The organism is Streptococcus sp. 29896, from assembly GCF_032594915.1.
Lineage (GTDB): Bacteria > Bacillota > Bacilli > Lactobacillales > Streptococcaceae > Streptococcus > Streptococcus suivaginalis.
Genome location: NZ_CP118733.1, coordinates 1,178,693 through 1,195,802 on the forward strand (window position 1 = coordinate 1,178,693; position 17,110 = coordinate 1,195,802).

General features: G+C 43.9%; 6 protein-coding genes. 1 reads left to right on the forward strand and 5 read right to left on the reverse strand.

Annotation, left to right across the window (positions count from 1 at the left end):
* Window positions 1-44 precede the first annotated feature (44 nt).
* Window positions 45-12,662, reverse strand: coding sequence for a collagen-flanked surface repeat-containing protein (locus tag PXH68_RS05520; RefSeq protein ID WP_316715498.1), 12,618 nt, complete (start codon window positions 12,660-12,662; stop codon window positions 45-47).
* 170 nt (window positions 12,663-12,832) lie between these two features.
* Here PXH68_RS05520 and PXH68_RS05525 point away from each other — a divergent pair, with 170 nt between their 5' ends.
* Window positions 12,833-13,366, forward strand: coding sequence for a TetR/AcrR family transcriptional regulator (locus PXH68_RS05525; RefSeq protein ID WP_248028357.1), 534 nt, complete (start codon window positions 12,833-12,835; stop codon window positions 13,364-13,366).
* Between the two features lie 747 nt (window positions 13,367-14,113).
* On the opposite strand, the gene PXH68_RS05530 is transcribed toward PXH68_RS05525, so the two are convergent.
* Genes PXH68_RS05530 through folP form a run of 4 tightly spaced genes read right to left on the reverse strand, consistent with a single transcriptional unit; the run spans window position 14,114 to window position 17,104 of the window.
* Window positions 14,114-15,424, reverse strand: a complete 1,311-nt coding sequence (locus PXH68_RS05530; protein ID WP_205031226.1) for a GntP family permease — start codon at window positions 15,422-15,424, stop codon at window positions 14,114-14,116.
* Between the two features lie 21 nt (window positions 15,425-15,445).
* Window positions 15,446-15,940: a 2-amino-4-hydroxy-6-hydroxymethyldihydropteridine diphosphokinase gene (gene folK, locus PXH68_RS05535; protein ID WP_248028358.1), complete on the reverse strand. Its 495-nt coding sequence runs from the start codon at window positions 15,938-15,940 to the stop codon at window positions 15,446-15,448.
* On the reverse strand, window positions 15,937-16,299 hold the full coding sequence (folB, locus tag PXH68_RS05540) for a dihydroneopterin aldolase (protein WP_248028359.1): 363 nt from the start codon (window positions 16,297-16,299) through the stop codon (window positions 15,937-15,939). Before folB ends, folK begins: the two co-directional genes overlap by 4 nt.
* On the reverse strand, window positions 16,292-17,104 hold the full coding sequence (gene folP / locus PXH68_RS05545; protein ID WP_248028360.1) for a dihydropteroate synthase: 813 nt from the start codon (window positions 17,102-17,104) through the stop codon (window positions 16,292-16,294). The genes folB and folP overlap by 8 nt, the downstream gene beginning before the upstream one ends.
* Window positions 17,105-17,110: the final 6 nt, after the last annotated feature.

A 17,110-nucleotide genomic window follows, 5' to 3' on the forward strand; every position in this document is an offset into this window, starting at 1 on the left:
AATTGTTAATAAATATAACCAATGTTACTTGAAAATTTCACGTTTTAGTCATCTTTTCTTACGACAGCTCCCACAAAAGATAAACTAGCTAAGAGAGCACTTCCACAAGTAATCAATACAAGTGTTGTGTCCGACTCACCCGTACTTGGTAATACTGTAACATCAATCCCAGGCGTTACGACAACTTTTGGATTCCTCGGTTGGCTTGGAATATTTGGATTAACAAATGGAACTGATGGTATCGGCACAACCGGTGGAGTTGGTACGACTGGTACCGTTGGTACAACTGGTGTCGTTGGTACGACTGGTACCGTTGGTACAACTGGTGTCGTTGGTACGACTGGTGGAGTTGGTACAACTGGTGGGATTGGTACGACCGGTGTCGTTGGTACAACTGGTGTCGTTGGTACGACTGGTGGAGTTGGTACGACCGGTGTCGTTGGCACAACCGGTGGAGTTGGTACGACTGGTACCGTTGGTACAACTGGTGGAGTTGGTACAACTGGTGGGATTGGTACGACCGGTGTCGTTGGTACAACTGGTGTCGTTGGTACGACTGGTGGGGTTGGTACGACCGGTGGAGTTGGTACAACTGGTGTCGTTGGTACGACTGGTACCGTTGGTACAACTGGTGGGACTGGTGGAGTTGGTACAACTGGTGTCGTTGGTACGACTGGTACCGTTGGTACAACTGGTGTCGTTGGTACGACTGGTGGAGTTGGTACGACTGGTGGAGTTGGTACAACTGGTGGGGTTGGTACACAACCACAGTCTTTACCATCTTTACCATCTTTACCATCTCTACCGTCTTTTCCATCTTTACCATCTATTCCGTCCTTACCATCTTTACCATCACGGATAAAGGTGGTTTCCCGACTGCCGTCTGGTTTAACAATGGTAATTGTTTGACCGCTGTTGCCATCTTGATCGGTACCTGGTGTAACAGTGACTTCTGAATTCTTACCGTCGCGACCATTGAGGATGGTTTGACGACTAATTTCATTGCCGTCGCCATCCTTGATGATGATTGTTGTTCCGATAACTTTGTCACCTTCTCGAACTTCAATTTGTTCAACTAACGGTGATTTACCGTCTTTGCCATCTATTCCGTCCTTACCATCTTTACCATCACGGATAAAGGTGGTTTCCCGACTGCCGTCTGGTTTAACAATGGTAATTGTTTGACCGCTGTTGCCATCTTGATCGGTACCTGGTGTAACAGTGACTTCCGAATTCTTACCGTCACGACCGTTGAGGATGGTTTGACGACTAATTTCATTGCCATCGCCATCCTTGATGATGATAGTTGTTCCGATAACCTTATCACCTTCTCGAACTTCAATTTGTTCAACTAACGGTGATTTACCGTCTTTGCCATCTACACCGTCCTTACCATCTTTACCATCACGGATAAAGGTGGTTTCTCGACTGCCGTCTGGTTTAACAATGGTAATTGTTTGACCGCTGTTGCCATCTTGATCGGTACCTGGTGTAACAGTGACTTCCGAATTCTTACCGTCACGACCGTTGAGGATGGTTTGACGACTAATTTCATTGCCATCGCCATCCTTGATGATGATTGTTGTTCCGATAACTTTGTCACCTTCTCGAACTTCAATTTGTTCAACTAACGGTGATTTGCCATCTTTACCATCTACACCGTCCTTACCATCTTTACCATCACGGATAAAGGTGGTTTCTCGACTGCCGTCTGGTTTAACAATGGTAATTGTTTGACCGCTGTTGCCATCTTGATCGGTACCTGGTGTAACAGTGACTTCCGAATTCTTACCGTCACGACCGTTGAGGATGGTTTGACGACTAATTTCATTGCCATCGCCATCCTTGATGATGATTGTTGTTCCGATAACTTTGTCACCTTCTCGAACTTCAATTTGTTCAACTAACGGTGATTTGCCATCTTTACCATCTACACCGTCCTTACCATCTTTACCATCACGGATAAAGGTGGTTTCTCGACTGCCGTCTGGTTTAACAATGGTAATTGTTTGACCGCTGTTGCCATCTTGATCGGTACCTGGTGTAACAGTGACTTCCGAATTCTTACCGTCACGACCGTTGAGGATGGTTTGACGACTAATTTCATTGCCATCGCCATCCTTGATGATGATTGTTGTTCCGATAACTTTGTCACCTTCTCGAACTTCAATTTGTTCAACTAGAGGTGATTTACCGTCTTTGCCATCTATTCCGTCCTTACCATCTTTACCATCACGGATAAAGGTGGTTTCTCGACTGCCGTCTGGTTTAACAATGGTAATTGTTTGACCGCTGTTGCCATCTTGATCGGTACCTGGTGTAACAGTGACTTCCGAATTCTTACCGTCACGACCGTTGAGGATGGTTTGACGACTAATTTCATTGCCATCGCCATCCTTGATGATGATTGTTGTTCCGATAACTTTGTCACCTTCTCGAACTTCAATTTGTTCAACTAACGGTGATTTGCCATCTTTGCCATCTATTCCGTCCTTACCATCTTTACCATCACGGATTGTTGCAATTTCAGTACGGTCACCACCTGAAGAAATATTATAAACTTTAACACTGCCATCTGGTTGAAGTTCGGAGATTACAGAACTTCCGTTTGCGCCATCACGACCATTGGTGCCATCTACGCCGTTGCGAATAGTTGTGATTTCGGTGCGCTCGCCTGTTGAGGAAACGTTGTAGACTTTAACGCTGCCATCTGCTTGACGTTCTGAAATAACTGAGCTTCCGTTTGCGCCATCACGACCATTGGTGCCATCTACGCCGTTTCGAATAGTTGTGATTTCAGTGCGCTCACCTGTTGAGGAAACGTTGTAGACTTTAACGCTACCATCTGGTTGACGTTCTGAAATAACTGAGCTTCCGTTTGCGCCATCACGACCGTTGGTACCATCTTGACCGCGAGCTCCATCTACACCATTGCGGATGGTAGTAATCTCGGTGCGATCACCTGTTGAAGAAACATTGTAGACTTTAACGCTACCATCTGGTTGACGTTCTGAGATAACAGAACTTCCGTTTGCGCCATCACGACCGTTGGTACCGTTGATTCCATCTACACCGTTGCGGATGGTGGCAATTTCAGTACGCTCGCCGCTTGGAGAAATATTGTAAACTTTGACACTGCCATCTGCTTGAACTTCTGAAGTTACAGAGCTTCCGTTGGTGCCATCAAAGCCGTTGCGAATAGTTGTGATTTCGGTGCGTTCACCTGTTGAGGAAACATTATACACTTTGACACTGCCGTCTGGTTGGCGTTCTGAAATAACTGAGCTTCCGTTGGTACCGTTGGTTCCATCTTGACCGCGAGCGCCATCTGCACCGTTACGGATGGTGGCAATTTCAGTACGCTCGCCTGTTGAGGAAACGTTGTAGACTTTGACGCTGCCATCTGGTTGACGTTCTGAAATAACAGAACTTCCGTTTGCTCCGTCACGACCGTTGGTACCGTTGATTCCATCTACACCGTTGCGGATGGTGGCAATTTCAGTACGCTCTCCAGTTGCAGAGACATTATATACTTTGACACTTCCATCTGGCTGAAGTTCGGAGATTACAGAGCTTCCGTTGGTACCGTTGGTTCCATCTTGACCGCGAGCGCCATCTGCACCGTTACGGATGGTGGCAATTTCAGTACGCTCGCCTGTTGAGGAAACGTTGTAGACTTTGACGCTGCCATCTGGTTGACGTTCTGAAATAACAGAACTTCCGTTTGCTCCGTCACGACCGTTGGTACCGTTTGTGCCATCTACTCCATTACGGATGGTAGTGATTTCAGTACGCTCTCCAGTTGCAGAGACATTATATACTTTGACACTTCCATCTGGCTGAAGTTCGGAGATTACAGAGCTTCCGTTGGTACCGTTGGTTCCATCTTGACCGCGAGCGCCATCTGCACCGTTACGGATGGTGGCAATTTCAGTACGCTCGCCTGTTGAGGAAACGTTGTAGACTTTGACGCTGCCATCTGGTTGACGTTCTGAAATAACAGAACTTCCGTTTGCTCCGTCACGACCGTTGGTACCGTTTGTGCCATCTACTCCATTACGGATGGTAGTGATTTCAGTACGCTCTCCAGTTGCAGAGACATTATATACTTTGACACTGCCATCTGGTTGACGTTCTGAAATAACAGAACTTCCGTTTGCGCCATCACGACCGTTGATACCGTTTGTGCCATCTACTCCATTACGGATGGTAGTGATTTCAGTGCGTTCACCTGTTGTAGAGACATTGTATACTTTGACACTGCCATCTGCTTGAACTTCTGAAGTTACAGAGCTTCCGTTGGTGCCATCAAAGCCGTTGCGAATAGTTGTGATTTCGGTGCGTTCACCTGTTGAGGAAACATTATACACTTTGACACTGCCGTCTGGTTGGCGTTCTGAAATAACTGAGCTTCCGTTGGTTCCATTGGTGCCATCTACGCCGTTGCGAATAGTTGTGATTTCGGTGCGCTCGCCTGTTGAGGAAACGTTGTAGACTTTAACGCTACCATCTGCTTGACGTTCTGAAATAACTGAGCTTCCGTTTGCGCCATCACGACCGTTGGTACCGTTTGTGCCATCTACTCCATTACGGATGGTAGTGATTTCAGTGCGTTCACCTGTTGTAGAGACATTGTATACTTTGACACTGCCATCTGCTTGAACTTCTGAAGTTACAGAGCTTCCGTTGGTGCCATCAAAGCCGTTGCGAATAGTTGTGATTTCGGTGCGTTCACCTGTTGAGGAAACATTATACACTTTGACACTGCCGTCTGGTTGGCGTTCTGAAATAACTGAGCTTCCGTTGGTTCCATTGGTGCCATCTACGCCGTTGCGAATAGTTGTGATTTCGGTGCGCTCGCCTGTTGAGGAAACGTTGTAGACTTTAACGCTACCATCTGCTTGACGTTCTGAAATAACTGAGCTTCCGTTTGCGCCATCACGACCGTTGGTACCGTTTGTGCCATCTACTCCATTACGGATGGTAGTGATTTCAGTGCGTTCACCTGTTGCAGAGACATTGTATACTTTGACACTGCCGTCTGCTTGACGTTCTGAAATAACTGAGCTTCCGTTTGCGCCATCACGACCATTGGTGCCATCTACGCCGTTGCGAATAGTTGTGATTTCTGTACGCTCACCTGTTGCAGAGACATTGTATACTTTGACACTGCCATCTGGTTGACGTTCTGAAATAACAGAACTTCCGTTTGCGCCATCACGACCGTTGGTACCGTTTGTGCCATCTACTCCATTACGGATGGTAGTGATTTCAGTGCGTTCACCTGTTGCAGAGACATTGTATACTTTGACACTACCATCTGGTTGACGTTCTGAAATAACTGAGCTTCCGTTGCTTCCATTGGTGCCATCTACGCCGTTGCGAATAGTTGTGATTTCAGTCCGTTCACCTGTTGCAGAGACATTGTATACTTTGACACTGCCATCTGGTTGACGTTCTGAAATAACAGAACTTCCGTTTGCTCCGTCACGACCGTTGGTACCGTTTGTGCCATCTACTCCATTACGGATGGTAGTGATTTCAGTACGCTCACCTGTTGCAGAGACATTGTATACTTTGACACTACCATCTGGTTGGCGTTCTGAAATAACAGAACTTCCGTTGGTTCCGTCACGACCGTTGGTACCGTTTGTGCCATCTACTCCATTACGGATGGTAGTGATTTCAGTGCGTTCACCTGTTGCAGAGACATTGTATACTTTGACACTGCCATCTGGTTGACGTTCTGAAATAACAGAACTTCCGTTGGTTCCATTGGTGCCATCTACACCGTTGCGAATAGTTGTGATTTCGGTGCGTTCACCTGTTGAGGAAACGTTGTAGACTTTAACACTGCCATCTGGTTGGCTTTCTGAAATAACAGAACTTCCGTTTGCGCCATCACGACCGTTGGTACCGTTTGTGCCATCTACTCCATTACGGATGGTAGTGATTTCTGTACGCTCACCGGTTGCAGAGACATTGTATACTTTGACACTGCCATCTGGTTGACGTTCTGAAATAACAGAACTTCCGTTTGCGCCATCACGACCGTTGGTACCGTTTGTGCCATCTACTCCATTACGGATGGTAGTGATTTCAGTGCGTTCACCTGTTGCAGAGACATTGTATACTTTGACACTGCCATCTGGTTGACGTTCTGAAATAACTGAGCTTCCGTTTGCTCCGTCACGACCGTTGGTACCGTTTGTGCCATCTACTCCATTACGGATGGTAGTGATTTCAGTGCGTTCACCTGTTGCAGAGACATTGTATACTTTGACACTGCCATCTGGTTGACGTTCTGAAATAACAGAACTTCCGTTGGTTCCATTGGTGCCATCTACACCGTTGCGAATAGTTGTGATTTCAGTGCGTTCACCTGTTGCAGAGACATTGTATACTTTGACACTGCCGTCTGGTTGACGTTCTGAAATAACTGAACTTCCGTTGGTTCCATTGGTGCCATCTACGCCGTTGCGAATAGTTGTGATTTCGGTACGCTCGCCTGTTGAGGAAACGTTGTAGACTTTGACACTGCCGTCTGGTTGGCGTTCTGATATAACCGAGCTTCCGTTGGTTCCATTGGTGCCATCTACACCGTTGCGAATAGTTGTGATTTCAGTGCGTTCACCTGTTGCAGAGACATTGTATACTTTAACACTGCCGTCTGGCTGGCGTTCTGAAATAACCGAGCTTCCGTTTGCGCCATCACGACCGTTGGTACCGTTTGTGCCATCTACTCCATTACGGATGGTAGTGATTTCAGTGCGTTCACCTGTTGAGGAAACGTTGTAGACTTTAACACTACCATCTGGTTGGCGTTCTGAAATAACAGAACTTCCGTTTGCGCCATCACGGCCGTTGGTTCCATTGGTTCCATCTGCACCGTTGCGGATGGTGGCAATTTCAGTACGCTCACCTGTTGAGGAAACGTTGTAGACTTTAACACTGCCGTCTGGCTGGCGTTCTGAAATAACAGAGCTTCCGTTTACTCCGTCACGACCGTTGGTACCGTTTGTGCCATCTACTCCATTACGGATGGTAGTGATTTCAGTGCGTTCACCTGTTGCAGAGACATTGTATACTTTGACACTGCCATCTGGTTGACGTTCTGAAATAACAGAACTTCCGTTGGTTCCATTGGTGCCATCTACACCGTTGCGAATAGTTGTGATTTCAGTGCGTTCACCTGTTGCAGAGACATTGTATACTTTGACACTGCCGTCTGGTTGACGTTCTGAAATAACTGAACTTCCGTTGGTTCCATTGGTGCCATCTACGCCGTTGCGAATAGTTGTGATTTCGGTACGCTCGCCTGTTGAGGAAACGTTGTAGACTTTGACACTGCCGTCTGGTTGGCGTTCTGATATAACCGAGCTTCCGTTGGTTCCATTGGTGCCATCTACACCGTTGCGAATAGTTGTGATTTCAGTGCGTTCACCTGTTGCAGAGACATTGTATACTTTAACACTGCCGTCTGGCTGGCGTTCTGATATAACCGAGCTTCCGTTTGCGCCATCACGACCGTTGGTACCGTTTGTGCCATCTACTCCATTACGGATGGTAGTGATTTCAGTGCGTTCACCTGTTGAGGAAACGTTGTAGACTTTAACACTACCATCTGGTTGGCGTTCTGAAATAACAGAACTTCCGTTTGCGCCATCACGGCCGTTGGTTCCATTGGTTCCATCTGCACCGTTGCGGATGGTGGCAATTTCAGTACGCTCACCTGTTGAGGAAACGTTGTAGACTTTAACACTGCCGTCTGGCTGGCGTTCTGAAATAACAGAGCTTCCGTTTGCTCCGTCACGACCGTTGGTACCGTTTGTGCCATCTACTCCATTACGGATGGTAGTGATTTCAGTGCGTTCACCTGTTGCAGAGACATTGTATACTTTGACACTGCCATCTGGTTGACGTTCTGAAATAACTGAACTTCCGTTGGTTCCATTGGTGCCATCTACACCGTTGCGAATAGTTGTGATTTCAGTGCGTTCACCTGTTGCAGAGACATTGTATACTTTGACACTGCCGTCTGGTTGACGTTCTGAAATAACTGAACTTCCGTTTGCGCCATCACGACCGTTGGTACCGTTTGTGCCATCTACTCCATTTCGGATGGTAGTAATCTCGGTGCGCTCACCTGTTGAGGAAACGTTGTAGACTTTAACACTGCCGTCTGGCTGGCGTTCTGAAATAACCGAGCTTCCGTTTGCGCCATCACGACCGTTGGTACCGTTTGTGCCATCTACTCCATTACGGATGGTAGTGATTTCAGTACGCTCACCTGTTGAGGAAACGTTGTAGACTTTGACACTGCCATCTGGTTGACGTTCTGAAATAACTGAGCTTCCGTTTGCTCCGTCACGACCGTTGGTACCGTTTGTGCCATCTACACCGTTGCGAATAGTTGTGATTTCAGTGCGTTCACCTGTTGCAGAGACATTGTATACTTTAACACTGCCGTCTGGCTGGCGTTCTGAAATAACCGAGCTTCCGTTTGCGCCATCACGACCGTTGGTACCGTTTGTGCCATCTACTCCATTACGGATGGTAGTGATTTCAGTGCGTTCACCTGTTGAGGAAACGTTGTAGACTTTAACACTACCATCTGGTTGGCGTTCTGAAATAACAGAACTTCCGTTTGCGCCATCACGGCCGTTGGTTCCATTGGTTCCATCTGCACCGTTGCGGATGGTGGCAATTTCAGTACGCTCACCTGTTGAGGAAACGTTGTAGACTTTAACACTGCCGTCTGGCTGGCGTTCTGAAATAACAGAGCTTCCGTTTGCTCCGTCACGACCGTTGGTACCGTTTGTGCCATCTACTCCATTACGGATGGTAGTGATTTCAGTGCGTTCACCTGTTGCAGAGACATTGTATACTTTGACACTGCCATCTGGTTGACGTTCTGAAATAACAGAACTTCCGTTGGTTCCATTGGTGCCATCTACACCGTTGCGAATAGTTGTGATTTCAGTGCGTTCACCTGTTGCAGAGACATTGTATACTTTGACACTGCCGTCTGGTTGACGTTCTGAAATAACTGAACTTCCGTTTGCGCCATCACGACCGTTGGTACCGTTTGTGCCATCTACTCCATTACGGATGGTAGTGATTTCAGTACGCTCACCTGTTGAGGAAACGTTGTAGACTTTAACACTGCCGTCTGGCTGGCGTTCTGAAATAACCGAGCTTCCGTTTGCGCCATCACGACCGTTGGTACCGTTTGTGCCATCTACTCCATTACGGATGGTAGTGATTTCAGTACGCTCACCTGTTGAGGAAACGTTGTAGACTTTGACACTGCCATCTAGTTGACGTTCTGAAATAACTGAGCTTCCGTTTGCTCCGTCACGACCGTTGGTACCGTTTGTGCCATCTACTCCATTTCGGATGGTAGTAATCTCGGTGCGCTCACCTGTTGAGGAAACATTGTATACTTTAACACTGCCGTCTGGCTGGCGTTCTGAAATAACTGAGCTTCCGTTTGCTCCGTCACGACCGTTGGTACCGTTTGTGCCATCTACTCCATTTCGGATGGTAGTAATCTCGGTGCGCTCACCTGTTGAGGAAACATTGTATACTTTAACACTGCCGTCTGGCTGGCGTTCTGAAATAACTGAGCTTCCGTTTGCTCCGTCGCGACCATTGGTGCCATCTACGCCGTTGCGAATAGTTGTGATTTCGGTGCGCTCGCCTGTTGAGGAAACGTTGTAGACTTTGACACTGCCATCTGGTTGACGTTCTGAAATAACAGAACTTCCATTTGCTCCGTCGCGACCATTGGTGCCATCTACTCCATTACGGATGGTAGTGATTTCAGTGCGTTCACCTGTTGCAGAGACATTGTATACTTTAACACTGCCATCTGGTTGACGTTCTGAAATAACTGAGCTTCCGTTTGCTCCGTCACGACCGTTGGTACCGTTTGTGCCATCTACTCCATTACGGATGGTAGTGATTTCAGTGCGCTCGCCTGTTGAGGAAACGTTGTAGACTTTGACACTGCCGTCTGGTTGGCGTTCTGATATAACCGAGCTTCCGTTTGCTCCGTCGCGACCATTGGTGCCATCTACGCCGTTGCGAATAGTTGTGATTTCAGTGCGTTCACCTGTTGCAGAGACATTGTATACTTTAACACTGCCGTCTGGCTGGCGTTCTGAAATAACCGAGCTTCCGTTTGCGCCATCACGACCGTTGGTACCGTTTGTGCCATCTACTCCATTACGGATGGTAGTGATTTCAGTGCGTTCACCTGTTGCAGAGACATTGTATACTTTGACACTGCCATCTGGTTGACGTTCTGAAATAACAGAACTTCCGTTGGTACCATGTCGGCCATTATAGATGGTCTGACGATTTATTTCTCTCCCATCACCATCACGAACAATGATTAAAGTTCCAATCTCCCTATTACCATCCATCACAGGTAATTGTTCAATGGTCGGTGTTTTTCCATCCCTACCATCATTACCATTTAAGATATTTCTACGAGAAATAATGCGTCCATCACCATCTTTAACAATGACTGTTGTTCCAAGCACATGTCCATCTTGACCAGTGTACGGCTCTAGCTCTACACTAGGTGTTTTTCCATCAATACCATTTCTACCGTCTCGAACAAAACGAGTATATTCGCTTCCGTCTGGTCTAGTAATGGTAATATTATAGCCTGATGTTCCATCAGATGAAACGCCTGGTGTCACATTGATATCAGCATTCCTCCCATCGCGCCCATTACGGACAAAGCGTGTATATCTACTACCATCAGCCTTAGAAATAGTGATATTATAACCAGATGCTCCATCTATATCTTGTGCAGGTTCAATACTAACATCTGCATTACGTCCATCAAGACCTCTTTCACCTTGTAACCCGTCCGGAATAAAGACTTGTCGTATAATTCTACCATTTGGACCATCTCTAAAGGTTATTTCAGTACCGTTTACCAATGGCCCGCCATCTACAGATCCCTGCTTCCTAACTGTTGTAACATCGATATTCGAATCAACAACTTGAGGTTGTTCACCATCTTTAATATTAACCTCAATAATTTGATTTCGAGGCTGTGTGTGAATAGTTGCTTGACCATATTCATAGCGGGAGGATTCTTCCGTCCCATTTGCACCAATATAAGCAATTCGCTTAACAGGAATTTGCATAATTCCATTTACACCAGACTCAATTTGTCTAGTGAAACCAGGTGCTTGGTCAGGCATCACTACAAAGCGATATTCGGTTTGAAACGGAATAGGCATGGCAATAGGAGGCAACTCCGTCGTCACTTCATTTCGACTTGGATTTGGATCAATTGTTACAACACTCTTATTCCAAAAGTAGTTATCAGAAGAGAAGAAATCCTTGGTATTATTAGCACCATTATCTAATGAGAACATTCCGATATGGCTATCAATACTCAAATCTCCATTCCAATTACGAACAGGAACTGAAAATTTTATATTAAGCGGACCAGACATCACCTGGGCATTCGTGTACTGGATCGGTGCCGATGGGCTATAACCTGCAATGGTATTTCTTCTACCTCCATTAACAAGAGCAATACTTGAAATATTAGATCCAGCACGCACTGAAGCATTTGTCGGAGTTCCGTATGCAGCTCCTAAATTGACAACGAAATCTCCCACATGTGTACCAGAACGACTATTGATACCATCTAATTTATAGTTCAATTCGAAATCCATGGTATTTCTGGATCTGTTCGGTGTCACCGTCAGGGTATAATTAGCAGGTCCATATGAGAAGGTCTGTCCTTTCCCATTGACCACATACTTATTCTGATTATTGGGATTAATCAGTGTTTCTGACATAACTACCAGATTGAGAGGTTTTGGAAGGCTTGTATTTCCTAATTTATTTTGGATGTAAAATTTCTTCTCAGCCTCACTGAAACCAGCCAAACTTTTTATCTCTTCTGCTGTCAATTGAACTGAATTGGTTCCAGTTTGTTGAGCTACAATTTGGTTAAACAAAGTCAGCTTCTCTTCTTCGGAAAGTCCTAAAGCCTCTAAGTCAGCAAAACTCATATTTGCCAAATCTAACTGACTTAGGTCTAGAGTTGAATCAGATGAATTGGGAACTTCATGGCTATCCATTTTAGTTACAGCAGAACTTACTGAAAGAGCATTCCTTCCTTCCTCGGTAGTAATTCCTACGTCATTGTAATTAGAAATAGCTTCCGGCGAAGTCTCTGTCTGATTTTCCCTACTTGTTTGATGACTTTCTTTTTCAACTTCATTGCCAATTTGCTCACCTGTAGAAGTTTCTGATGAAGTAACTGCTGTACCCAACTCAGAAACACCGTTTACCTCTTTTGCAGTAGAGTTTGCTTCAGCTGTGATGGGGGTTGAATCTACTCCAGTTTCACCCCCACTTGGTTCAACACCTTCTAATTTTGGAGCGCTTTCTTTCGCGTTTGTAGTTGAATCCAAAACTTTTTCAATCAGTTCTATATTGGAATTGGCTTGCCCTATTTGTCCAGTGTCTATTTCTTCAGCAGCCGCTTTTACAGCCCCTCCACTAAACATAAATAAGAAACCAATTAAAACAGATGCAACACCAGATTTAAACTTTTTAATTGTAAACCGTTGTTTAGAACGCAGTGCTTCACTTTCAAACTGTTTATTATTAAAAAACATAAGAATTCCTTTCTATTATGCAACAATTTTACAGATAAATAGTTGCTAGATTACATTTTTCATTATATACTAATTGAAATAGTACCTATTCACAACATATATTATTTTGTGAAAATACTATTTAAATTTTTGGGGAAATTACTTATAAAATTGAAAATGGGGGAACTTTTGTGGAAAAAAAGTCTTTTAAAACTAGTAAAAAATTTCTAAAAGCTTACTTTAAGCTCAAGAAATCTAACGATTGTAAGAGTTTTACAGTAAATAAGATAGCTGAACAGGCCGAATTAAGTCGGAGGGTTTTCTACAACTACTACAATTCAAAAGAAACTTTTTTAGAAGAATCGCTTGAATATATTCTGAATGAGATCAATATTATTCTTGAAAAAGATCCTACCCTTAGCGATGATGTTGTGAGAGAAATGTTAACATTCCTCTATCAAAATCAGGAAATTGCTATAGATTTTGTCAACTTTTTTCCACATATTTCTTTGGAAGTAACCAAGTATATTACTGAAGTCGTTGAACATTCTAGCATACCAAACCTTCCTCAACAGTTAGAACAGGCGTATGGAATTCCATATCCCTATGCTTTAAGTGTTTATACTTCAACTATTGACAGCATAATCAAGTATTGGATACAAAATGGTTGTAAAGAAACACCTGAAACCATTCAGAGCTATATCTTATCCATTGTTCGTATTTAATATTTCTTGCAATAAAGTTTTTCTATTATTGCAGCTTCAAACATACTCATTAATTTACTTGATAACTTTCTAATTTACGAAGTATTCTAAATAAATAATCAATAAGTTTTGTCATTCCATTTCTATAACAAGAAATCTAAACTAATTAATTAAGTGAAGTTTCAAGAACTTTCAAAAGTCTATAGCTACAAATTAAGCCATAGAATAACCAAAACCATCAGTTTAAACCGATGGTTTGTTTTTTTACAAAAAATACTTTTTCGGTAGATAAGGTCGATAAACAAACTTCTCCATACCTACTCCGTATTTATTTCTCTGCACAGTTATTCTAATGAGATATAAATCGAAAAACTATAATCATTTCTTGCAAAATCATTATTCTACTCTCAATTCTTCTGTGGTTTGTTCAACTATCAACTTCAATTTACAACAATTGTATTGAAAAATAATTTTTCACTCTTTGCTTGATAGCTGATCATTCATTTAATAGATTTATGTGACTATAGACATATTATTAAGTAATTTGATATCATTATTTCACTTTAATATCTTTACTTAACTATTTTTCTGTTTTTAAATAAGATTTTTCATCAATCTAAAGAAAATAATGATATTATTGCAACTCAAAATAATCATTAAAAAATATATTAATTAAAATAAAAAAAGCGGACCAAGTTGGTCCACTTCTAGAAAAGCACTCCCTTACTATAAAAATGTGAAATCTAATTCATAATTCCAAAGCTTTTCCTAATATATTAGTTCAATCAAAACGAACATGACCACCAAGGCCAACAAATGACCAACTGTCACCAGTACAAATGAATACTTGAGACCACGCTTCATGCTGATTTTTGACAGGTTATGGAAGGTAATCATAACACCGGATTGTGGTACAACAGTCAAGATAGCCGAAGCTACGACAACCACACGATGGAGGACTTCCGGATTAATCCCCATTTCCAAGTAGGCTGGCAAGAAGTTATTAGAGGCAATGCCTACCGCTCCAGAAGAAGATCCGATGATACCACTAATCAAGGCTGTTGATAGTGACAAACTAATCAGTGGAGATCCTGGAATCTGTTGGATCCAGTCTTGAATGACGGCAAAACCTGTCGACATGGCAAGAACTGTTCCAAAAGCTACTGTGCTAGATGTAGCAAAGGCTGGGACAATAGAAGCTGTCGCGCCTGAGTTCAACATATCTTTTTGATTTGGAAGATAGGAATGAAAAATCAGGGCTGCCAATAGAATAGAGACTGTCAGTCCAATGACCAAGATATTTGGTGTTTGACTCCATACGAAAATCACTCCAATCAAACTCAGCAATGGTAAGATAGAAAGCACAACACTAGGTTGCTTGCCTTCTTCCGTCGAGACAGATGCTTCTTCGACCTCTGTATAAGTTTCTCCCTTGGCAAGACTTTGCTTAAGGCAATATGCCATGTAAAATAGACCAAAGAGCAACAAGGTCACACTGGCCGCTAGACTAAGTAGGGGAGCTGCTGTCAGACTCGTTCCCAAAACCTTGGTTGGAATCACGTTTTGAATGGAAGGTGTTCCTGGCAAGGATGTCATGGTATAGGTACTTGCTCCGAGAAAAACGGGGAGGGGAAATAGGGCCCAATTGATATTCAACTCTTTAAAAAGTGGTCGAGAAAGTGGAAGTAGGGTAAAAATCACCACAAAAATACTGACACCACCATAGGTTAATAGGCTTGTAATCAAGGTAATTGCCAATAAAACCTTATAGGGACTATCTTTTCCGACAAGTTTCAAAATACTATTGGCGATGGTCTGGGTAGCTCCACTTGCTTCCATGTAACGTGCCAAAATTGAGCCCAGCATAAAGATAGCAAAGTTATTAATTAAAAAGCCTGCTAGACCAGTCATATAGGACTTCTCCTGTCCAAACATGACCTCTAACACATTCATCTGATTGGTCAAGATGATAATCAAACTAGCCAATGGCGCTGCAACAATTACATGTAGATTCTTTGCAGTCCAATAAATAATGGCCACAACGGCCAGTAAAACTCCTAAAATTGCTAAAATTTCCATAGTTCTCCTTATTTTCCCTTCTTAGTCAAGAGAGATTTTTTTAATATCTGACGTATCTCCTAAATTACTTACTAGCTCTTCTACTCTTTGACCAAAACTTGGATGTCGATAATCTGCTGCAATATCAGCCAGTGGTAAAAGAACAAATGCCCTTTCATGGGCGTAGGGATGGGGAACAATCAGATTCTCTTCTTGAATCTTCTCCTCATCCCAAAAAATAATGTCTAAATCGATGGTACGTTGGCCCCACTTTTCAATCCTGACCCGATCCAGGTCCAGTTCAATCTTCTGGCAAAGGGCTAAAAAGTCTTGGGCAGATAAATCTGTTTCAACCTGACAGGCCAGATTGAGGAAATCAGCCTGATCTGTCTTGCCCCAGGCTGGTGTTTCATAGATGGGAGAAACCAAACCTAGTCGGCAGTCAGGATGATGGTCTAAAGCTTCTAAAGCCGCCTTTAAATAAGCTAGACGGTCCCCCATATTTCCGCCAATGCTGAGATAGGCTAGATGCTTCATGGTCGTTCACGCTCCAATTCAATTCCGACAGAATCATAGTGTCCAGCAATGGGCGGATTTTCCTTGTAAATGGCCAAGCGAATCTTCTCCACCTTTGGAAATTGATCAAAAATCTCCTGACAAATAACACCTGCTACCTTTTCTATAAGGATGTAGGGCTTGCCTTCCACAACTGCTTTAATGGTATCAAAGACCATACCGTAGTGAACTGTGTCTTCTAAATTGTCAGTTTGTAAAGCTGCTGTCAGGTCAACAAACAAATCACAGTCAACTGTGAAAATTTGACCAAGAACTTGTTCTTCTTTGAAGGCACCATGGTAGCCGTAAAAGCGACATTTATTAAGAGAAATCTTATCCATGTTGACCTCCAGAAGTCAATTGGTCCCAAACTTTAACGATGTCACGGTTGGCAGCGACATTGTGAACACGGACCATTTTACAGCCTTTTTGGACTGCCCAGGCAGACAAGGCTGCCGTTGCTTGATCGCGGTCAGTCGGTAAGCTATTTCCACCAAGCAGATAATCTACCACGCGCTTACGAGATATTCCAAATAGAACGGGATAACCAAGAGCAGTAATCTGTTCCAGACCTTGCAAGAGGTCCAGATTATGTTGGACATTTTTTGAAAAACCAAATCCTGGGTCTAACCAAATCCGGTCTGCGGAAACACCAGCATCAAGTGCTGCTTGGGCACGCTCGGCTAGAAAGTTTTTGACCTCTCCAACAACATCCGCATAGCTTTCTTCTTTCTGGTTGTGCATGAGAATAATTGGTACCTTGTAATCCGCAGCCAGTGCTAGCATATCTCCATCATAAAGTCCTGCCCAGACATCATTTAATATATCTGCGCCTGCTTCAAGCGCTGCTCGTGCTGTTCCTGTTTTATAGGTATCGATGCTGACAAGACAGTCATAGTTTTCTTTGATAGCGCGGATAATCGGAACCACACGAGCAATCTCATCCTCTTCAGACACAAAGCTTGCACCTGGACGAGTGGACTCACCACCAACATCGATGACAGTCGCGCCGTCTGCCAACAACTTTTCTACTTGAGCCAGGGCTGCTTCTACCTCATTATAGTTACCCCCATCTGAAAATGAATCTGGGGTCACATTGAGAATCCCCATAATGGTTACTTGATGGGCTAATCGTTCAATAGACATAGAACC